The sequence below is a fragment of the Parageobacillus thermantarcticus genome, from assembly GCF_900111865.1.
Taxonomy (GTDB): Bacteria; Bacillota; Bacilli; order Bacillales; family Anoxybacillaceae; genus Parageobacillus; species Parageobacillus thermantarcticus.
This window is the reverse complement of the sequence record NZ_FOJS01000023.1, coordinates 15183-35636: the sequence shown is the minus strand read 5'-3', so window position 1 is coordinate 35636 and position 20454 is coordinate 15183. Positions and strand designations below refer to the sequence as shown.

The window sequence follows — 20454 nt, the reverse complement described above, 5'->3', positions numbered from 1 at the left end:
TTGGCGGACAAGCGGGTAAAAACCATTGAAAATCAGCGGGTTTTTATATTGATCCGTTTTTCAATCGGCACGATAAAAACACGCAAAAAAAGAAAGGATGGAGATTGACAAAATCCCAATTCCTTACAGACAAGGTACAAACGATACTTTCCCAAGTATAGACGCTTTCATCGGCAGTGTTTCGGTTCCTTATAGGTAAGATACAAACAAAGGGCAAGTGGTAGAAATTCAAATCCGACATGAGTTTCAATTCCTTATAGGTAAGATACAAACCCACAGCACTTGCTAAAAAGCCAGTAACATAATCAAAATTTCAAGTCCTTATAGGTAAGATACAAACCGCTACCATCGCCACCTTTTTCCGTACATTCGGAAGTTTCAAGTCCTTATAGGTAAGATACAAACTTCAATAGCAACTGTTCCTTTTTGATTATTTGTTGTAGTTTCAAGTCCTTATAGGTAAGATACAAACTCTAACGCCGCTCATCGCTTTTCCTGCCATGCTCTTGTTTCAAGTCCTTATAGGTAAGATACAAACTATGAGCGTTTGGGTATCTCCTTTTGTTATATGGGTCAAGTTTCAAGTCCTTATAGGTAAGATACAAACATGGAAAATCCGCAACTACTAAATAATAAAGAACTAAAGTTTCAAGTCCTTATAGGTAAGATACAAACTAAGTGAGAGCTTGGCGGACGCGGACTAAGCCATTCTCAGTTTCAAGTCCTTATAGGTAAGATACAAACTCGGTCCATCATTTGCCGTTCTCGCTCCGCTGCTTCGTTTCAAGTCCTTATAGGTAAGATACAAACGCTGCTGCGTCGCTTCCGTCTAGCGGCGGCGGCGTTTGTGTGTTTCAAGTCCTTATAGGTAAGATACAAACCCTCGTTTCTCCGATCGGCTCCGCGTCCATTCGGCCGGGTTTCAAGTCCTTATAGGTAAGATACAAACGTTGCCATTTAGGAATGCGTGTTTTGACGCCGATTTTACTGTTTCAAGTCCTTATAGGTAAGATACAAACGGGTGCTTGCAGAAGGGCTTATTTACGACATGTTCAAGTTTCAAGTCCTTATAGGTAAGATACAAACTTCGAATTTATGGAGCTTAATCGAAAGCTTCGGAAGTTTCAAGTCCTTATAGGTAAGATACAAACAATCCGTATCGTGTACCGCATCGACAACAGCTTGGAGTTTCAAGTCCTTATAGGTAAGATACAAACTTTTGAGCAAACAAGGAGGATGATAATAGATGGCAATCAAGTTTCAAGTCCTTATAGGTAAGATACAAACTTTTGAATAACCTCCGATGTAACTTCCGAAACGGAGTTTCAAGTCCTTATAGGTAAGATACAAACATGCCCCTGCAAAGTCCTTGTTTTGTTTGAGCAGTTGTTTCAAGTCCTTATAGGTAAGATACAAACGCGCGCTCTTTCTGTCTATACGCCCGCGCTTTTATCATGTTTCAAGTCCTTATAGGTAAGATACAAACCCAAAAAGACGTTGATATATTAATACTTTTCAAAACATGGCAAGTCCAGTATAAGCGATTTTGAAAATTGCGTCAATAGCGCGGATTGGTGATGGCTGTAAGGATAGAGGCAGAAAAGGAATTGTCGTCGATCCCCAGAGATTTTTGCAGTATTGGAGATCGACGACAAACGGACAGCAACATGGAAGTTCTTGCTGAAGGATGTTTTGGCATTATCGAATAGTCGGTACCCCATCAGTTTCTAAAAAAGGCTTAGGCCGATAATTTTGAAACAGAACATCGGGTATTTCTCTAAAAAAGAACAGATCCCCCTCATACAAACATTCTGGCAGCAATACATTATTTACCCCTTCACCGAGCCAGCCAATAAACCGCGAACAAAATACTTGCCTAGAAAAATGTATACAAGCAATGTTGGCAAAGCAGCAAGCAGCGCTCCCGCCATTTGCACGTTCCATTGTACGATTTGGCTGCCAGACAAGTTTTGCAGAGCGACCATAATTGGTTGCTGGGCGGAAGTCGTAATCGTTACTGCAAATAAAAATTCATTCCATATATTTGTAAACTGCCAAATCGCTACAACGACAAACCCGGTAATCGACAGCGGGAGCATAATATAGCGGAAAATCCGCAAAAACCCGGCGCCATCGATTTTCGCCGATTCAATCATTTCATCTGGAATCGCCGCGTAAAAATTGCGAAACATCAATGTCGTGATCGGAATTCCATATACTACATGGACAAAAATCAATCCCGGAATCGTATTGTACAAACCAATTTCCCGCAAAAACTGAATAAGCGGAATTAAAATACTTTGATAAGGGATAAACATACCAAACAAAATCAGAGTAAAAATTGTATCAGCACCTTTGAATTTCCATTTCGATAATACGTAGCCATTCAATGCTCCTAACAGCGCCGAGAGTAACGTTGCAGGAACAACGAGATAAATAGAGTTCAAAAAGTTCGGCGCCAATTTCGCAAACGCTGTCTGATAGCTGCTCCAATCAAAGGTGGTTGGAAGCTTCCACATATCCGAAAGCGTCACTTCATCCAGCGGTTTGACGCTTGTCACGAGCATCACATATACCGGCATTAAGAAAAATAAACACATCATGATACAAACGATATACAAAATCGCCCGCGACCATGCCCGTCGTTTCATCATGATTCACCCTTTCTGCTTGAAATCAGGTACGGAACGATAAAAATGGCGACAGAAAGCAGCATGATCATCGCGATCGCCGCCCCGTTTGCGTAATAGTTGCCGCGGAATGTCGTTTCAAACATATATACTCCCGGCACATCGGTTACAAAGTTTGCTCCAGGGCCGGTCATGGCATAAATAAGGTCAAAAATTTTCAGTGAAATATGGGCCATAATGATAATCACACTAACTGTAATCGGCCGCAGCATCGGGATGATAATTTTGCGGTAAATTTGGAATTCCGTCGCGCCATCCATGCGCGCTGCCTCTCGCACCTCTTCCGGAATCGCTCTCAATCCCGCCAAATACATCGCTACCGCAAATCCTGTCATTTGCCATACGGCGGCAATCACCACCGCAATCATCGCCACCGGCACTCCGCCCTCAATTTTTCCTATGTGGAAGCCTCCTAAAATCGTTGTATCTGTATACCACTTTGAATCCAAGCCGAACTTTTTTAAAAACAAGTTGACACCTGTGGACGGATTTAATAACCATTGCCAAATGACCCCTGTCACAACAAACGATAACGCCATTGGGAAAAAGAAAATGTTTCGGAAAATCGATTCTCCGCGCAGCTTTTGATCCAGCAAAATCGCTAAAAATTGCCCAAGCACAACCACGACACCGATGAACAAGACCGTAAAGACAACCGTGTTGCGTAAATCAGCTTGAAAGCGAAAATCATGAAATAAATAGATGTAGTTTTTCCATCCCGCAAACGATAAATCCGGGACAAGCGAATTCCAGTTGCTGAGAGAAACATATCCCGTCCATCCAATAAATCCATACACGAAAATGAAAATAAGCACAACCGACGGCGTGAGAAACGCGGCCGCAAGCCAATGATCCGCCGTCCATTTCCGTTTTTTTCGCACCGCTGGCACAACTGTAACATCTCTTTCCGATACTACCGTTTTCATATTCCATCCCTCCTGTTGTAACAAGAAAAGGGGAAGAGAATGGTTCCCGTCCCCCTTTTCCTGTTTTATTTATTTCTTTAATTCTGACGCAGCTGATACAAGTGTATTAATAAACGTTTTCGTATCTTTCTGCGTCACGAAAATATTAACCGCTTGGTTTACTTTTGTCACAAAACCTTCCGACGCTGCGGATCCATGTGCTAAGCTTGGAGTAAGTTCTGCCGATTTAAAGTCCTGAATCGTTTGTTTTCCATATTCATCATATTTCGATAGATCCGCGTCAATACGAGCCGGAATCGAACCTTTGAGAGGGTTAAACGTATCTTGCCCCTCTACAGAACCAAGTACGGATAAAAATTTCTTCACATCTTCTGGATTTTTTACACCTTTTGGCAAGCCAAACGTATCTGTGATCACCATAAATTTTCCTTCTGTATTCGGCGCAGGAACATACCCAAAGTCCTCATTGACTTTTAATTTCAAATCGTTCACAAAATAGCCTTTGACCCAATCCCCCATCACATACATTGCCGCTTCTCCTTTTCCTACTAACTGAGCGGCATCTTGCCAGTTGCGCGAACTATGATCTTCGTTTATATAATCCAACATTTTCTTAAACGTGTTCACCGCTTCTTTTACTTTCGGATCGTCAAACGACAGTTCCCCTGTCCAAAGTTTCTTGTAATCTTCCGCACCTAATGTACCCAATAGCACGTTTTCAAACAAATGTGTCGCTGTCCAAGGTTCTTTATCCCCTAACGCAAGCGGAGTAATGCCTTTCGCTTTCAGCTTTTCGGCAACTTGGAAAAACTCATCGAACGTTTTTGGCGGCTCGAGACCATTTTCCGCAAAGATTTTTTTGTTATACCAAAGCACGTTGCTACGATGAATATTTACAGGAACGGAATAAATCTTTCCATCTTTACTGACCATGTCGATAAGCGATTTTGGAAACTTATCCATCCAACCTTCTTTTTCATACAAATCGTTTAACGGCTCCATTTTACCAGCAGCTACCCATCCTTCATTCAACTCCGCGCCGCCGTGCACTTGGAACGTCGCAGGAGGGTCGTTTCCTTGCATGCGGCTCGCCAACACCGCTTTCGCATTCGTTCCGGCACCGCCTGCTACGGCTGCATTTTCTACTGGTATATCTGGATATTTTTCTTGAAACAACTTAATTAATGCTTTCAATCCATCTTCTTCCCCGGCTCCAGTCCACCAGCTAAATATTTCAAGCTTTTCGTGTCCTTTGCTTCCGCCTTGATCTTCTTTATTGCTATTGTTGGATGCAGAATTGGAATTACAACCAGCTAACGCTAAGCTGAACATTAATGCGAAGGACAACCATAATCGTTTTTTCTTCACGCTATCCTCCCCTTTTTATATATTTGAAAACCCTTTCAACAATGAATGTAACACGTTTTTTCACCGTTTCAGACAACAAATCTCTGCACTTTTTTGCGATGTTCTTCACTTTTTTGCACATGTAAAAAACTCCAGATCACCATCATGTGGTGAAATGGAGCTTTTTCCGATACTCGGTAGGAGATATCCCGGTATGCTTTTTAAAAACGCGGCTAAAATAGTTTGGATCATTATAGCCGACAAGGAAGCAAATTTCTTTTAAACTTTTATTTGGATCTGCCATTTCCTTTTTCGCGCGGGTGATGCGCACATCGGTCACATAATCAATAAACGTTCTTCCAAAACGATCTTTAAATAGTTTACTAAAGTAATACGGACTGATGCCAACATATTCCGCTACCTCCTCAAGTGTAAGCGGATGATGATAATGCTGATCAATATATTCTTTCGCTTTTCCTAATTTTCCATTTGCTTGCTGATGCTGCCATGCTTGTATATGATGTACTATGTGCTGAAGCTGCTCTGTTGCTATTCTTTTCAATTCTTCCAAGGAACTGCACGAATGAAACGTGGTTGTCCGCTCATGCGAAATGCCAAAATCGGTTAACATGCGTCCAAGCAAAATAAATGTTTCTTCCATCTTCTGTTTCACTGCATGAAACGAATGATGAACAGCGATCTCTTCGATATAAGATAGACATTGTGTTAATGCTTGTTCGAAATCACCTTGACGCACGACATCAAACAATTGTTTTTCTCTCTCCGTTTGATCCATCGTCTTTGATGCAAATACCGCTTTCTTTGGCAGAAAACCGCTTTTTGCCTTTTTTTGCGACACATAATATTGTACAGCAGCAAGCGCTTCATAATAGGAACGGCGCAATCCCTCTAGCTGAGAAGACGGGGACCCGAGACCAATATAAATCGTCTGGTTATATTGCTTTGCAAACTGCTGGACAAGTTCATGTGCAAGCATTTGCATCATCGGCTTCCACGTTTGTCCGGGAACATCAGCAAAAAACAAAATTGGCATTTGTCCATCGATGATTTTTCCCATTACATAATGGGTCGCCACTTTTTCCAAAAGCGCCTGTTCTGCCCACTGTTTCCAAACCGCTTTTTTTCCGCCGCTCGGAAATTGAATGATCATAAACATTCCCGACTCAATGGAAAAAGGAAGCATCGCCTCCCATTGTTTCCATTCCTCTGATGAAACTTCTTCCAGCATCAGCACCGACAGCCATTCTTTTTCTACAAGTTTTTGCAATTGGTGCACTCGTTGTTGCAGTTCTTTATTTTCTGCTTCTTTCTTTCGTTCCTCCATTAATTCGTCATGCACACGCCTTAGTGCGCCAATCACTTCTTCCCTTCGGCTCGGTTTTAATAAATACTCCTTTACTCCTTGCCTCATTGCTTGTTTCGCATAGTCAAACGTATCAAACGCGGATACAATAATAAACTTCATGTCCGAGTGCTTTCGGCGAATAAGTTCAATCGCCTCTAGCCCGTCGATTCCAGGCATTTTAATATCGATTAGCATAACATCTGGCTTATATTTGTTGGCGATTTCCACCGCTTCACGTCCATTGGCAGCTTCAGCGATTACTTCCATATTCGAAAGATGATCACAAATCATTTTTCGCAATGCCTTCCTCTCCAATGCCTCATCATCCACAATGGCGATTTTCATTCATTTCCACCCCCTTTTGTCATCGGCAAAAGCAGGCGAACCGTTGTTCCTTCTCCAACCGCTGACTCGATCTCCATCACATCTTGCATCCTATAAAAAAGCTGGAGCCGGCGAATGACATTGCGTATACCAATGCTGGTGGAATGGCCGTGCTTTTTTTCATTCGAAACAAAAGCGTCTTCTTCCCCTCTTACAAACGCCATTAGTTTTTCTTTCGTTTCTTCGCTCATCCCGACTCCATTGTCACTCACTTCGATAATGATGCGTTCTTTTCTTTTTTCCACTTTTAATAAAATCTCCGCTCCTTTTTCATAAGATTCGATTCCATGAATGAAGGCATTTTCAATAAGCGGTTGCAAAGTTAGTGGCGGAATGGATAACGATAAACATTGCTCATCGACATCCATTGAAAATTTAATGCGATCAAAAAAGCGTGTCTGCTGAATAAAAAAATATTCTTTCGCAATATGAACTTCATCTGCCAACGTTACCGTACGCTGCAAATCTCCCAAATTATACCGCAAGATCGTAGCAATTGCTTCAATAAGACGTGATGTTTGGTTTGCATCTTCCAAATACGCCATTTTTGAAACAACATTTAACGTGTTAAACAAAAAGTGCGGGTTCATTTGGCTTTGCAAACTTTTCAGTTCCAACTCTTTAACAAGCCGGTCCAGCTCTGATTTTTGTTTCATTTCCTCAATCAGCCGCTTCAAGTTGCGGCGCATATCGTTAAACGTATCGGTCAGCAGCTTTAATTCATCATTAGTTGTGCTGATGACATCGGGGCCATCCAACTTCCCGCTAGCAATTTCCCGCGCGGCCTGCGAAAGGCGCGAGATCGGCTTTGTAATGCCGCCGGAAAACCATACTGCTAAAAGAATGCCAAGCAAAAACGTCGTCACAAACAATCCGATCCCCATGTAGCGGAAATAACGATTTCGCTCTTCCACTTCATCATAAAAATGTTGATAGGTTGTTAATTCATTATTAATTAATGAAAGGGTCGTCTCTTGAATAAACGAAGCGATCTCCATTGCTTCATGAAGATGGGAAGAATACAAGCTAATATTGCCTGCCTGAAAGTGGTAAACCGTCAACGCTCCTTCCTCTAGCAAGCTTTCAATCATATGTTCATAGTTTTGGACTAAAAGCCGATTGTTCCGGTTGGAAAGTGTTTCGCCTACCTGTTGGCGGTGTTGCTGCAGCCATCGGTATTGGCGCTCATACTCCCAAAAATAGCGTTCATCTTTTTCCGTTAAATAAGCGTTCAACTGTTCTACCAGCCGGTTTGTCCGCTGCGAAATTTCATTAAACAAAAGCAGCCGGCGCATGCTGTAGTCATAGTCAGTCACAATATCCTCGCTGCTTTGGTAGAAAAAGAAGACCGTGCCGTTTAGCAGCACAATGAAAATGCTAAAATAGAACAATACTTTCGTGCGGATTTTAATCATGTTCCACCTCGTAGTTGCGAGCCGGGCGCAGCGGCAAATCTTGTTTGCGGATGACTTTTGTTTCCGTGTTTGTAACAGACGGAACATTCTTGCCATTTAAAATATCTACCATCATTTTCACGGCACGGTATCCCATCTCATAAGGTTCTTGCACCACCGTTGCATGAATCGTTCCTTTTCGTAAATAATGAATCGTTTCTGGCAGTGTGTCAAATCCGATAATATACGTTTCCTTTTCCCGATGAAACTGTTCAATTACCTTTGCTATTCCTATGGCATCCAGCGCGCTTGTGCCATAAAACGCGTTCACTTCAGGATGTTTCTTTAAAATGCTGTACGCTTTTTCCGCTGCCTGCACGCGCGTTATATGCGACTCTTCAATGGCGACGATGCGAATTCCTTTTTCCTTCTTCACCGCATCTTTAAAACCTTGCACGCGCAGCTGTTGGTGGGAGGCGGTGAGGCTTCCTGTAATAATCGCTACATTCGCCTTCCCGCGCATATCTTCAGCTAACGCCCGTCCGGCGATAAAACCGGCGTAATAGTTATCGGTCCCTATATAGGCTGTGCGTTTGCTTGTCGGTGCATCGGTGTCGATCGTCACCACTGGAATATTTTTTTCCACTATATGATTAATAACCGGAGTAAATTCTTTTTCCGTCAATCCTTGTGTCATAATCCCGTCCACTTTGGAAGCGGCCGCTTTTTCAAGAATACGAATATGTTCATCCATGTTGGCCTGCCGCGGCCCGACATATTCAAGGCTTACCCTCGTTTCCTTTGCGGCCGCTTTCGCCCCTTGTTCCACGAGCCGCCAATAATCGTTATCCAGCTCCTCGGGAACGAGGACAAAATGATATGCGTTATTTTCCGCTTCCTCTGCCGCCTCTTTACCGGGCTGATGATAGGCATACACTTTCCACGCGCAATAAATTGTGAAGGAAGCGCTTCCAATAAACGCCGCGATGCTGCCGGCATAAATGCTCCACTTCCACCATTGCCGCATAGGCGACCTCCTTTTTTGGTCAGACATGATGATCTAATGTTATTGTACATGCTTTTTGCGCCATCGGTCTAATCCCTTTTTCCATGCAAAAGCGGAAAAGAGAACAAAAAAATCTGGCTCGAAAGGCCATATTTTATGACTTTTGAGCCAGATTCTAATAAAGTCTTGTTATTAACACTGCCGCTTGTTTTTGGAAAAATTGCGGCAAATCCTCTTGATGGGCCTCCAGCATTTCATCGAAAATTTGTTTGGCGGCTGTATCCGACGGAACAAACGGATGAATAGCCATCGCGACAAGGGCCGTTTGATAATCGACGGTTACCGCCGCTTCGGCTGCAGCGAGTCCGAACGATTTGATTTGCTGGATGAGCTTGCACCCGCTCGGCATGCTATAATGAATAAAAAATAATCTGCTGAAAGCAATCAAACCGAGGTGTTATTATGTTTACACCCGAACAAATCGCCCGTTTTTCCGAATTGGACTATATCATTTATAACTATGTCACGAAACACGCCAATGAAGTAGTGTATATGCGCATCCGCGAACTTGCGGAAGCGGTGCACGTTTCGCCGCCGACAATTTTGCGCTTTTGCAAAAAGGTGGGCTGCGACGGCTTTTCCGAGTTTAAAACGAAACTGAAACTATATTTGCAGCAAAACGAGCGGTCCTTCATCACCAACGCCCAAGATACGCTCGCCGAATTTTTTGAGCGGACTTTAAAAACCGATTACCAGCAGACGATCCGCGAAGCGGCGGCCGTGATCGCCCGCGCCGACAACGTCATTTTCGTCGGTTCCGGCAGCTCTGGCATTTTGGCGGAATACGGTTCCCGCTATTTTTCCGCACTGAAAAAGTTTTCCGTTTACATTAAAGATCCGTTTTTCCCGATTTACGGCCATTATTTCAACAACTGCGTGGCGATCGCTTTATCCGTATCAGGCGAAACGTCCTATACGCTATCGCAGGTCCACCGCTTAAAAGAAAAAGGGAGCACCATCATCAGCATCACCAACCGCAAACATTGTTCCTTGGCAAAAATCTCGGATTACAACTTAACGTATTACGTCAATACCGAGTTTGTTGAACAAACGAATGTCACGACGCAAATTCCGGTCATTTACTTGCTGGAAAGCTTGGCAAAAGAGATGTACCGGATGCTGAACGGGCCGCTTATGTAATGCGGAAAACAGCCGGTAAACGCTCAAAGCTCTTTGCCGTTCGAAGCAATCACTTGTTTATACCAATAAAAGCTTTTCTTTTTAATGCGGCGCAAGTCTTTTTCCGATTCGTCATCACGGTTGACATACACAAACCCGTACCGCTTTTGATAGCCGTTCAGCCAGCTGAGAAGGTCAGTAAACGACCACGTGCAGTAGCCAATGACATCGACGCCGTCGGTGATCGCGCGCTGGATTTCTTGAATATGGCGGCGGAGATAGTCAATGCGGTAGTCGTCATTGACAATATCGCCATCTTCCAGCTTGTCAAATTCGCCGAGGCCGTTTTCAGTAATGAAAACAGGTAGCCCGTAGCGGTTGGCGATGCGGCGCAATCCGATGTGAAGCCCGACCGGATCAATTTCCCAATCCCAATTCGTCGCTTCTAAATACGGGTTGCGAACGATTTTAAATAGCCCAGGAATTCCGCTTTCCGTCGACGTTCCTTTTTTTCCGGTCGTGTTTATCACCCCTTCGCCGACTCCATCAAGCGGATTGTATTGGACCGTTTGCGATCGATAGTAGTTGACGCCCATAAAATCCGGTTTCCCTGCTTTCAATAACTCCATATCGCCGGGCTGGATCGTCGGCGCCCATCCTTGCCGTTCGAGATAGTTCCAAGCAACTTGCGGATACGTGCCCCAGGCGTATATGTCCATCCACCAATGGTTTTGAAATTCTTCGGCATTTTCCCACGCCAACATATTTTCCGGGCGGCAATCGTATGGATACATCGGCGAGTAGGCGAAGCTCGGGCCAATTTTGCCGTCCGGCACATAATGGCGGAACGCTTGAATCACTTTCGCATTCGCCAAGTTGGCAATATGGTTCGCCTCATACATGCGTTTGACATCTTTGACTCCCGGCGGATGCAGCCCTAACCGATATCCGAATGTAATGAAAATATTTTGTTCGTTGAGCGTCACCCAATATTTGACGCGGTCGCCAAAACGCTGAAACAGCGTCACCGCATAATCGTGGAAATCATCGATGATCTGCCGCGACTCCCATGCGCCATATTCGTCCATTAACGCCTGCGGAACGTCCCAATGATAGAGGGTGATAATCGGTTCAATATTGTGCTTTAACAGCTCATTGATAAGATTGTCGTAAAATTGCAGCCCTTTTTCATTCACTTCTCCTTTTCCGTTTGGGAATACACGGCTCCACGCGATGGAGAAGCGGTATGCTTTCAGCCCCATCTCCGCCATTAACGCCACATCTTCTTTATAGCGGTGATAATGATCGACCGCGACATCGCCGTTCGTTCCTTTAAACGTTCTGCCTGGCTGTTTGGCAAAAACGTCCCAAACCGATAGGCCTTTTCCATCTTCATTCCATGCGCCTTCGACTTGATACGCTGCGGAAGCAGAACCCCATAAAAAATGATCCGGAAATGGGCGTAATTGTTTATGTTCCATCTCTTGTTCCTCCTTTTTCTTTATCGTTCCCTACTTACTAAATAAACGGGTTTCCCCATAAAAAGTAAATATGTTGCCAAAATTCCGTAATTCGCACAAACCGAAAAAAATTTGTTTCCTACGCGTAACAAGACGTTACTTGAATAGCCCAAAAAAAATTCCCCACTGGATATCAATCAGCGGGGAAGTAACATCATAAGAAAATTTTTCCCGGATTCATAATGCCGTTCGGGTCAAACAGCCGCTTAATCCCTTGCATGAGCGGAACGGAATCGCGATGCTCCTCGTATAAGAAATGGCGCTTGCCGATGCCGATGCCGTGCTCGCCCGTGCACGTACCGCCATGGGATAACGCGTAGCGGACGATGCGGGCATTCATTTCTTCAACGCGTTTCACTTCCTCAGCGTCAGACGGAGCAAAAGCAAGAACGGTATGGTAATTGCCATCGCCGACATGGCCGAAAATCGCCGCCGTTATTCCGTATTCCTCGACAAGCTTCCGCGTTTCGGCAATTGCTTCCGGCAGCTTGGAAAGCGGCACACATACATCGGTGGACAACATCGTTTTCCCCGGATAAGCCGCCTGAATGGCAAACGCCGCATGATGGCGCGCCTCCCACAACTTAGCGCGCTCGCCAGAATCGTCTTCCGTTTCAAATAACACGGCGTTTTCCGCGGCGCATAATTCTTTGACAAGTTCCGTTCCGTCTTTTACGCTCGCCGCGCTGCCGCTTAATTCGATAAACAACGTCGGCGCCGCTGGATAATTCGTCTGCTTGTATTGATTAACCGCTTGGATCGTTTGCTCATCGACAAGTTCGATTTTTCCCGGAGACACACCCGCCTTCAAAATCGCCGCTGCCGCCTCAGCCGCCGCCGCTAACGTAGGAAAGCTTGCCTTGATTGCATTCGTCGCTTCCGGAATACCATGAAGACGAACAATGATGCGCGTAAACACGCCCAGCGTTCCTTCCGAGCCGACAAACAGCCCCGTTAAATCATAACCAGCTGACGATTTTGCCGCCATTCCGCCGGTATGAACAATTTTCCCATCGGCGAGCACGACTTCAAGCCCAAGCACTTGATCGCGCATCACGCCATATTTGACACTGTTTGTGCCGCTCGCGTTCGTCGCCGCCATCCCGCCGATCGTCGCGTCCGCTCCCGGGTCAACTGGGAAAAACAGACCGTATTTTTTCAACGCTTGATTCAGCTGCATTCGCGTTACTCCCGGCTCGACGATCGCCAAAAAATCATCAGGGCGAATATCAATAATATTGTTCATCATCGTAAGGTTGAGCGTGATGCCGCCTTGAACGGGAATAATATGCCCTTCTAAGCTGCTTCCCGCTCCAAACGGGGTGACCGGGATGCGCCGTTCATTCGCATAAGACAACACATCGCTCACTTCCGCCGCCGTTTTCGGAAACACGACGACATCCGGCTTTCTCGGCGCATGATAAGCAATTCCTTTGCTATGCTGTTCGAGAACTGTTTCGTTCACCGTCACCCGTTCGCGGTCGCCAATCCGTTCCAATAGATCTTCATAAAGTCCCATCGCGATCCCCCTTTTTTGTTAGTAGCGCATAAGCGTTTGTACCCCTTCGACGATGCGGGCGGCGTTCGGCAGCCACTCATCTTCGACCGACGGAACCGGATACGGTGTATCATAACCGGTAACGCGCACGATCGGCGCCGATAGCGAGAACAGCGCCCGTTCGCTAATCAGCGCGGCAATTTCCGCGCCGAACCCGTTCGTTTTGACCGCTTCATGAACAATCATCACCCGTCCCGTTTTTTCCACTGACCGCACGATCGCATCGATATCCAACGGCTGTAAGCTGCGAAGATCGATCACTTCCGCATCGATTCCTTGCGTTGTCATCTCTTCCGCCAGTTTCGCGACAAGCGGAACCGTCGCTCCCCACGAAATAATCGTCACGTCTTCCCCCTCTTTAACGATGCGCGCTTTCCCAAGAGGAATTTCGTATGGCTCATTCGGCACTTCCATGCGCAAAGCGCGGTATAATTTCATCGGCTCTAAAAATAAAACGGGATCTTCATCGCGAATGGCCGTAATAAGCAACCCTTTCGCATCAAAGGCATTGGATGGCATAACAATTTTCAACCCCGGCGAATGCGCAAACAGCGCCTCAAGCGCATCGGAATGAAGTTCCGGTGTGCGCACCCCTCCGCCGTATGGACTGCGCACGACAATCGGGCATGTAAAACGCCCCGCCGAGCGAAAACGAAGGCGCGCCGCCTGTGCCGCAAGCTGATCCATCGCCTGATAGACAAAACCGAGAAACTGGATTTCCGCGATCGGACGGAATCCGTTCACCGCCAAGCCAATCGATGTGCCGATGATACCTGATTCGGCAAGCGGCGTATCAAACACGCGACAGTCGCCAAACTGTTCGAGCAAGCCATCTGTCGCACGGAAGACGCCGCCATTTTTTCCGACATCCTCCCCTAAAACGATCACGCGCTCATCGCGCTCCATTTCTTGCCGCATCGCTTCATTAATCGCCTGAATCATCGTCTTTTCCGCCACGTTATTTCACCTCTTGCTTTCGTTTTCGCCGCGCATCTTCTTGCTGCTCCTGCAAGAGTTTGCTCGGCTTTCCGTACACATAGTTAAATGCATCGACAATCGAGCCGGTTTCGTCCGCCGCCGCTTCTTCATACGCCGCCGTCACTTCGTCGTTCACTTGCGCGACCCATGCCTCCTCTTTTTCTTCCGTCCAAATCCCGCGCCGCTCGAGCAGCACCCGCAAGCGACGGAGCGGATCTTTTTTGCTTCTCCACTGCTCCGCTTCTTCCGCGTTTCGATATTTTGTCGGGTCGTCCGATGTCGTATGCGGCCCCAATCGGTATGTCAACGCCTCAATCAGAATCGGTCCTTCGCCGTTTCGCGCCGCATCGACCGCCTTCTTCATCGTTTTGTACACGGCAAGCGCGTCGTTGCCATCGACAAGCACGCCTTTCATTCCGTATGCAACCGCTTTTTGCGCGATCGTCCGGCTTGCCGTTTGCCTATGCACAGGAACGCTAATGGCGTATTGGTTGTTTTGGCAGAAAAAGATGACCGGAACTTGGTAAACGGACGCAAAGTTCAACGCTTCATGGAAATCGCCTTGCGATGTCGCTCCGTCGCCGAAATAGCAGACCGATACTTGCGTTTCCCCTTTTAGCTTCGTCGCCCAAGCGCAGCCCGTCGCGTGAAGCGTCTGTGCGCCGATAATGATTTGAATCGGAAAAATATTTAAATGTTCCGGAGTTCTTCCGCCAGACAAATGACCTCTCACGTAACGGAAAATTTGCGCAAGCGGCAGCCCGTGCGCCAAACAGGCAGCGATTTCCCGGTACGTTGGAAAAATCCAATCATCTTTTTCTAGGGCTAGCACGCTGCCGATTTGCGCCGCTTCCTGTCCGCTAAACGGCGCGTATGTGCCAATCCGCCCTTGCCGCTGCATTTTTAACAAGCGCTCATCGATGACTCTCGCTTTGCGCATCCAACGGTACAGCGTAACAAGAAACTCATCGGAAAAAGACGCCAATTCTTTTTCATCGCCATTCCCATTTTCATCAAGCAGCTGTATCATCTCAAATTGCAATTGGCTTTGATCAAACATCGTTTTTCCCCTCCGTTTAACGAACATCTAATAACAGCTGTTCTGGATGCTCCAAAATGCGCGCAACCATCCGCATAAACCGCCCGGCTGGTTCTCCGTCGATGACGCGATGGTCAAACGTGAGCGACATCCCCATCATGTCGCGAACGACAATTTCTTCGCCAATTACCACCGGTTTTCGCTTAATCGCATGAACGCCTAAAATCGCCACCTCCGGATAGTTAATGATCGGCGTCGCAAACCAGCCGCCGTTTGCGCCTGTATTCGTGATCGTAAACGTGCTTCCCTGCAGTTCGTCGATGCGCAGTGTATGGCGATGCGCTTTTTCCGAAAGCTCAGCAATCTCAACGGCAAGCTCGCGAACCGATTTTCGATCGGCGTGCTTAATGACCGGCACGACAAGCCCTTCTTTCGTCGCCGTGGCAATGCCGATATGGCATTCTTTCTTTAGTACGATTTCGCTTGTTTCTTCATCGATCGTTGCGTTAAATATCGGATGCTCCTTTAACGCGCGCGTCACCGCTTTAATGACAAACGGCAAATATGTCAGCTTGATCGCTTCCGCTTCCAGTTGTTTGGCAAGACTTGTGCGAATCTCCACCAGTTTCGTCACATCGATTTCATCCATTCCTGTCACATGCGGAGCAGTGTATGCCGACTTCACCATTTTTTCCGCGATCTTTTTCCGCAGCCCGCGAATCGGAATGCGTTCTTCATTTGCGGCTGTTTCGTGCCGGCGATCCGTTTTCGACTCGGCTGCTTCTAACGCTGGGGCTGCTTCCTTCGATGCAGACTCGCGCTCTTTTGCGTACCGCTCTAAATCAGCAAACGTCACCCTTCCGCCTTCTCCCGTTCCTTCCACTTCTTCAATCGGAACGCCCATTTCCCTCGCCCGCTTCCGTACCGACGGCGCGGCAATCACTCGTTTTTTTGGTTGCCCCGTTTTCGATTTTTCGGAAGCGTTTTCATATCCGGCGCTTTGTTGCTGGTCAACAATAATAAGCGGTTCGCCAACTTTTACCGTCGTCCCCTCCGGTCCGGCAAGCGCGACTACTTTGCCCGCTACTGGCGTTGTCATTTCCACCATCGCCTTATCTGTTTGAATTTCCGCGATCGGCTGATCTGCGGCGACTTCATCACCTTCTTGAATAAACCAACGAACGATCTCCGCTTCGTGCAATCCTTCGCCGATGTCCGGCAATTTAAATTCGTAACGCATATGTAATAATCCCCTTTTCCGTTTCCATTTTGTGAAAAAATAGTGTAGTATCGTTCTAGAAGTGAATATATGTGGGACAAACTTGTTGCAGACCTAAAAATGGAGGGCGGTCATCTAGATGTGATTTTGTGGAGACGTTGTTTAACGAAGAACAATTCTAATAAACGATTACAAAAAATATGTTTAACTTTCTGATCCGCCATTGCCTTCTCAACGAAATATATTAATATTCAGAATTTTTTATTAATTATTTTTATCATAATATACATTTTATTCCATGTCAATATTCATCTAAAGCCGTCTTTTATAGAAAAATGTACTGCCATTGCTATCTATTTTATTTCAAAAAAATAATCGGCTACTCGAAACAAAAGCGAAAAACAGCTAATTTGGATCGTCTTTGCTACGGATTCTTCCGCGCCTCTAATGGTTGCCGATTGAACTGTGCGAACGATAAAATAGTATAGTTACGATCAACGGGGAGGGACAGCGATGATTCGATTTGCCACCATCGGCACAAACTGGATTACGGAAGCGTTTATCGAAGCGGCAAAAAAGGTGGAAGACTTCGCGCTGGCCGCCGTATATTCGCGGACAGACGAAAAAGCGAAACAGTTTGCGGCAAAAACAGGGGCAAAATGGACGTTTACAAACCTTGAGGAACTGGCGAAAAGCAATGACATCGATGCCGTCTATATCGCAAGCCCCAATTCGCTGCACGCCGAACAGGCGATTTTGCTTATGAACCACGGCAAACATGTCCTATGCGAAAAGCCGATGGCGTCGAATACAAAAGAAGTAAAAGCGATGATCGATGCGGCCCGCCGCAATGGCGTCGTGTTAATGGAAGCGATGAAAACGACACTGCTTCCAAACTTTCAAGCGGTTCGCGAACATTTGCATAAAATCGGGAAAATACGCCGCTATTTCGCCAGCTACTGCCAATATTCATCACGCTACGACGCGTATAAACAAGGAACGGTGTTAAACGCGTTCAACCCTGCTTTTTCCAACGGCGCGCTAATGGATATCGGCGTCTATTGCATTTATCCGATGGTCGTCTTATTTGGAAAACCAAACATCCTGCAAGCAAGCAGCTTGAAGCTCGAATCGGGCGTGGACGGCGAAGGGACGATTATCTTTACTTATGAGAATATGGACGCCATCGTCATGTATTCGAAAATTACAAACTCCTATCTGCCTGCGGAAATTCAAGGAGAAGACGGAAGCATTCTCATCGACGCGATTCATACGCCAGCAAAAGTGGAAATTCGCTACCGCGATGGGCGCACAGAAGATATTACCGTCCCGCAAGAACAGCATCCGATGTATTACGAAGTGAAAGAGTTTATCGAGCTGATCAAAAATGGAAAACGCGAATCCGAAGTCAATTCGCATGAGCATTCGTTGGCAACGATCGAACTGATCGAGCAGGCGCGCAAACAAACAGGGATCATTTTTCCTGCCGATCAATAAAAGCTAAAGGCTTCCGGCGAAACGCACAGGAAGCCCTATCTTTTTCTCTCGTTCCAATGCTGCGTTTATCTGCTTGTTTGTTGTTTGGCGACGAAACATCATGCTCATAATGATAAGCATAACCAGCAATCCGACAAACATGCCAGCAATAAAGAAATGACCAGCGACTCCTACCTTTTCTAGAAAACTTGTTATTTTTACTTCTTTCCTAATCGAAAAACAGCCAACAATTGTTTTCTATTACAATACGCCCTGTTTTGCCGGATTATGATTCTTTTTCTTCCAGCGCATATAGAGAAAAACGCCAATTAAGGCCAAGAGCGCTCCGCATGAATCGATCACCACATCTTTTGGCGTAGCGGTGCGCCCCGGCTCAAACGATTGATGCCATTCATCTGTCATCGCGTACACCGTCGCAAAAATCCATGCGCCAACATACGCCAGACGCATCGGTTCAAGCGCCCGCCAGACAAGCACGGCTAAAATGCCAAACTCCGTCAAATGCGCGAGCTTCCGAACGATAAAATTCAACGGAGACGACGTGCCATCCCCGCCACGGCCAAACGGCAAATACGCCAGCACTGCTTCTAATACGCGCTTTGTATTTTCACCGGTAAACAGGGAAAATTCACTAAAGCAATAAATGACGAGACACCATAAAACGACGAGACACCAGCGTTGGAAGTTTTGCTTCATCTATTGTCACCTAACTTTTTTATTTATGAAACTACCACATATTTAATATTGTACACGAATTATTTTTCATTTTCTTTTAAAAACCGTTCTACCTCTCCTTCCGTCGGCATTCCACCTTGCGCGCCTAGCTTCGTCACCGACAGCGCGGCCGCGGCGTTGGCAAAGCGACATGCATCTTCCAAACTCATTCCTTTGCTTAACGCGACCGCCAACGCACCGTTGAATGTATCTCCCGCTCCTGTCGTATCCACGACCGGAACGCGAAAGCTAGGTATAAGCATCTGTTTTCCACCTTTCCGAATCGTCACGCCGCGTGCTCCCTCTGTCACGATCACTTTATCGGCAAACGCGTTCGCATCCACTTGTTGAAAAAGAATCTCCCGCTCATGTTCGTTTGGTGTAAGAAAATCGACCTGCTCGATGAGTTTTTGTGGCAACGGATGCGCTGGCGCCGGATTTAAAATGACGCGCACGCCATGCTTTTTCGCTAAAAATACCGCCCGTTCAACGACGGAAAGCGGAATTTCCAGTTGAAGTACACATACGTTGCTGCTGGCGATGATTTTTTCGCATTGCTCCACATCATCTGGGCGAAGCGCATGATTCGCTCCCGGCACAACGATAATTCTGTTATCTTGTTCCGAAATCGTAATCGAAGCGATGCCAGTACCTCTATGTGTAACCTGTTTCACATTATCGATATGAACACCTTCCCGCTCCAATGAGCGAAGAAGCTCTGTTCCAAACGCATCCGTTCCAACCGCCCCAATTATATGCACTTCCGCGCCAAGTCGCGCGGCCGCCACCGCTTGGTTAGCTCCTTTCCCGCCAGGAACGAGATGAAACGCCTCTCCTAAAATCGTCTCTCCTTGTGATGGAAAGCGGGAAGCGATTGTCACTAAATCCATGTTGATGCTGCCGATCACGGTGATGACTGGTTTTTTCGTCATTGGCTATCCCTCCTCTGATAGATCAATTTCATGCACCTAAAAATTTTCCTGCAAGCAGTCGTTTTTTATTTTTGCGTCCTGCTTTCTTGTTTTTATGTAAAAAATACCATAAAGCGATATATTTTCCTATAATAAAAAATCAAAATTATGTATCATACATCCTCATCCGTTATAACCATATCACCTTTATAGAAAAAGAAAAAAATTCCGAAAATGTTGACTATTTTCTAACTTTTTTGTAAAATTAATTTAAAGGCAAATACATATTGCGAGCAACATTTATGAATCCATCATAAATGCCCCTCGCAATAGCTGTATTTGGTTGGAGGATTGGCATGTTTGAGAATAATACTGTATATATCATCGGAGACGCGAAAGCGCCTTCCAACAATCCTATTACCCAGCAATATAAAGCATTTTTCATCGGATTAGTGGTCAATAAAGAAAACGGTATGATCGTTGATGCAGATTGTTCAGCGACAATTGAACTGACAAAGTCGTTTATCAAAAGTTTACTTGTCGGTCGATCAATATTAGATATTGACGCGGTAACAAAAGAAATTCAAACTCGTTATTTTGGCTCTTCGCAAAAAGCGCTAATCGTCGCTTTTAAAAACGCCAGCTTAAAATATCAAAATATCGTTTCGTCAGCTGCTTCATCTGTACCATCATCACGCAGATGAAACCCAGCGAATAGAGCGATTG

General features: G+C 45.8%; 16 protein-coding genes, 1 pseudogene and 1 CRISPR repeat array. Of the genes and pseudogenes, 3 read left to right on the top strand and 14 right to left on the bottom strand.

The genetic code is table 11. The annotated features are described in order from the left end of the window. Window positions 1-178: 178 nt before the first annotated feature. Window positions 179-1486: direct repeats of the CRISPR family, unit length 30 nt; unit sequence GTTTCAAGTCCTTATAGGTAAGATACAAAC. Window positions 1487-1829: 343 nt separating this feature from the next. The 7 genes and pseudogenes from BM278_RS11565 to BM278_RS11535 form a co-directional block, all read right to left on the bottom strand. Continuing rightward, complete coding sequence (locus tag BM278_RS11565) at window positions 1830-2651, bottom strand: carbohydrate ABC transporter permease (RefSeq protein WP_090949871.1); 822 nt, start codon at window positions 2649-2651, stop codon at window positions 1830-1832. Next, a complete protein-coding gene (locus tag BM278_RS11560; protein ID WP_090949869.1) occupies window positions 2651-3616 on the bottom strand; it encodes a carbohydrate ABC transporter permease in 966 nt (321 codons plus the stop codon). Before BM278_RS11560 ends, BM278_RS11565 begins: the two co-directional genes overlap by 1 nt. A 69-nt stretch (window positions 3617-3685) precedes the next feature. Next, a complete protein-coding gene (locus BM278_RS11555; RefSeq protein ID WP_208601801.1) occupies window positions 3686-4948 on the bottom strand; it encodes an ABC transporter substrate-binding protein in 1263 nt (420 codons plus the stop codon). A gap of 178 nt (window positions 4949-5126) precedes the next feature. Then, window positions 5127-6674 (bottom strand): response regulator transcription factor, encoded by a 1548-nt coding sequence (locus tag BM278_RS11550; protein ID WP_090949866.1) that lies wholly within the window; start codon window positions 6672-6674, stop codon window positions 5127-5129. After that, window positions 6671-8128, bottom strand: coding sequence for a sensor histidine kinase (locus BM278_RS11545; RefSeq protein ID WP_090949864.1), 1458 nt, complete (start codon window positions 8126-8128; stop codon window positions 6671-6673). Before BM278_RS11545 ends, BM278_RS11550 begins: the two co-directional genes overlap by 4 nt. Continuing rightward, complete coding sequence (locus BM278_RS11540; protein ID WP_090949862.1) at window positions 8121-9134, bottom strand: sugar-binding protein; 1014 nt, start codon at window positions 9132-9134, stop codon at window positions 8121-8123. The genes BM278_RS11545 and BM278_RS11540 overlap by 8 nt, the downstream gene beginning before the upstream one ends. Window positions 9135-9288: 154 nt before the next feature. After that, window positions 9289-9504 (bottom strand): annotated as a pseudogene (locus BM278_RS11535) (6-phospho-beta-glucosidase); the annotation flags it as partial. Between the two features lie 71 nt (window positions 9505-9575). On the opposite strand from BM278_RS11535, the gene BM278_RS11530 reads away from it, so the two are divergent. Next, window positions 9576-10313, top strand: coding sequence for a MurR/RpiR family transcriptional regulator (locus BM278_RS11530; protein ID WP_090949860.1), 738 nt, complete (start codon window positions 9576-9578; stop codon window positions 10311-10313). Between the two features lie 23 nt (window positions 10314-10336). Here BM278_RS11530 and BM278_RS11525 read toward each other — a convergent pair whose 3' ends face one another. From BM278_RS11525 to BM278_RS11505, 5 genes are all read right to left on the bottom strand, one after another. Next, window positions 10337-11773: a glycoside hydrolase family 1 protein gene (locus tag BM278_RS11525; RefSeq protein WP_090949858.1), complete on the bottom strand. Its 1437-nt coding sequence runs from the start codon at window positions 11771-11773 to the stop codon at window positions 10337-10339. A gap of 193 nt (window positions 11774-11966) precedes the next feature. After that, window positions 11967-13331: an FAD-binding oxidoreductase gene (locus BM278_RS11520; protein ID WP_090949856.1), complete on the bottom strand. Its 1365-nt coding sequence runs from the start codon at window positions 13329-13331 to the stop codon at window positions 11967-11969. Between the two features lie 18 nt (window positions 13332-13349). Further along, window positions 13350-14327: an alpha-ketoacid dehydrogenase subunit beta gene (locus BM278_RS11515; RefSeq protein ID WP_090949854.1), complete on the bottom strand. Its 978-nt coding sequence runs from the start codon at window positions 14325-14327 to the stop codon at window positions 13350-13352. A 1-nt stretch (window position 14328) separates the two neighbouring features. Then, window positions 14329-15408 carry a pyruvate dehydrogenase (acetyl-transferring) E1 component subunit alpha gene (pdhA, locus tag BM278_RS11510; protein WP_090949852.1) on the bottom strand — a complete coding sequence of 360 codons (1080 nt, stop codon included), beginning with the start codon at window positions 15406-15408 and terminating at the stop codon, window positions 14329-14331. Between the two features lie 16 nt (window positions 15409-15424). Further along, window positions 15425-16627 (bottom strand): dihydrolipoamide acetyltransferase family protein, encoded by a 1203-nt coding sequence (locus tag BM278_RS11505; protein WP_090949851.1) that lies wholly within the window; start codon window positions 16625-16627, stop codon window positions 15425-15427. Between the two features lie 492 nt (window positions 16628-17119). Between BM278_RS11505 and BM278_RS11500 the strand changes: the two genes are divergently transcribed. Continuing rightward, window positions 17120-18103 (top strand): Gfo/Idh/MocA family protein, encoded by a 984-nt coding sequence (locus BM278_RS11500; RefSeq protein WP_090949849.1) that lies wholly within the window; start codon window positions 17120-17122, stop codon window positions 18101-18103. A gap of 240 nt (window positions 18104-18343) precedes the next feature. Here BM278_RS11500 and BM278_RS11495 read toward each other — a convergent pair whose 3' ends face one another. Continuing rightward, a complete protein-coding gene (locus tag BM278_RS11495) occupies window positions 18344-18799 on the bottom strand; it encodes a VanZ family protein (RefSeq protein ID WP_090949848.1) in 456 nt (151 codons plus the stop codon). Between the two features lie 59 nt (window positions 18800-18858). Further along, complete coding sequence (rbsK, locus tag BM278_RS11490; protein ID WP_090949846.1) at window positions 18859-19749, bottom strand: ribokinase; 891 nt, start codon at window positions 19747-19749, stop codon at window positions 18859-18861. A gap of 335 nt (window positions 19750-20084) precedes the next feature. Here rbsK and BM278_RS11485 point away from each other — a divergent pair, with 335 nt between their 5' ends. Continuing rightward, window positions 20085-20432, top strand: a complete 348-nt coding sequence (locus tag BM278_RS11485; RefSeq protein WP_090949844.1) for a DUF3870 domain-containing protein — start codon at window positions 20085-20087, stop codon at window positions 20430-20432. Window positions 20433-20454 lie beyond the last annotated feature (22 nt).

What these genes read in the sequence shown, in the direction of transcription:
- BM278_RS11565 (WP_090949871.1), bottom strand. Translation starts at nt 2,651, where the DNA reads ATGAAACGACGGGCATGGTCGCGGGCGATTTTGTATATCGTTTGTATC.
- BM278_RS11560 (WP_090949869.1), bottom strand. Translation starts at nt 3,616, where the DNA reads ATGAAAACGGTAGTATCGGAAAGAGATGTTACAGTTGTGCCAGCGGTG.
- BM278_RS11530 (WP_090949860.1), top strand. Translation starts at nt 9,576, where the DNA reads ATGTTTACACCCGAACAAATCGCCCGTTTTTCCGAATTGGACTATATC.
- BM278_RS11505 (WP_090949851.1), bottom strand. Translation starts at nt 16,627, where the DNA reads ATGCGTTACGAATTTAAATTGCCGGACATCGGCGAAGGATTGCACGAA.
- rbsK (WP_090949846.1), bottom strand. Translation starts at nt 19,749, where the DNA reads ATGACGAAAAAACCAGTCATCACCGTGATCGGCAGCATCAACATGGAT.
- BM278_RS11525 (WP_090949858.1), bottom strand. Translation starts at nt 11,773, where the DNA reads ATGGAACATAAACAATTACGCCCATTTCCGGATCATTTTTTATGGGGT.
- BM278_RS11485 (WP_090949844.1), top strand. Translation starts at nt 20,085, where the DNA reads ATGTTTGAGAATAATACTGTATATATCATCGGAGACGCGAAAGCGCCT.
- BM278_RS11495 (WP_090949848.1), bottom strand. Translation starts at nt 18,799, where the DNA reads ATGAAGCAAAACTTCCAACGCTGGTGTCTCGTCGTTTTATGGTGTCTC.
- BM278_RS11550 (WP_090949866.1), bottom strand. Translation starts at nt 6,674, where the DNA reads ATGAAAATCGCCATTGTGGATGATGAGGCATTGGAGAGGAAGGCATTG.
- BM278_RS11545 (WP_090949864.1), bottom strand. Translation starts at nt 8,128, where the DNA reads ATGATTAAAATCCGCACGAAAGTATTGTTCTATTTTAGCATTTTCATT.
- BM278_RS11555 (WP_208601801.1), bottom strand. Translation starts at nt 4,948, where the DNA reads ATGTTCAGCTTAGCGTTAGCTGGTTGTAATTCCAATTCTGCATCCAAC.
- BM278_RS11520 (WP_090949856.1), bottom strand. Translation starts at nt 13,331, where the DNA reads ATGGGACTTTATGAAGATCTATTGGAACGGATTGGCGACCGCGAACGG.
- BM278_RS11540 (WP_090949862.1), bottom strand. Translation starts at nt 9,134, where the DNA reads ATGCGGCAATGGTGGAAGTGGAGCATTTATGCCGGCAGCATCGCGGCG.
- pdhA (WP_090949852.1), bottom strand. Translation starts at nt 15,408, where the DNA reads ATGTTTGATCAAAGCCAATTGCAATTTGAGATGATACAGCTGCTTGAT.
- BM278_RS11500 (WP_090949849.1), top strand. Translation starts at nt 17,120, where the DNA reads ATGATTCGATTTGCCACCATCGGCACAAACTGGATTACGGAAGCGTTT.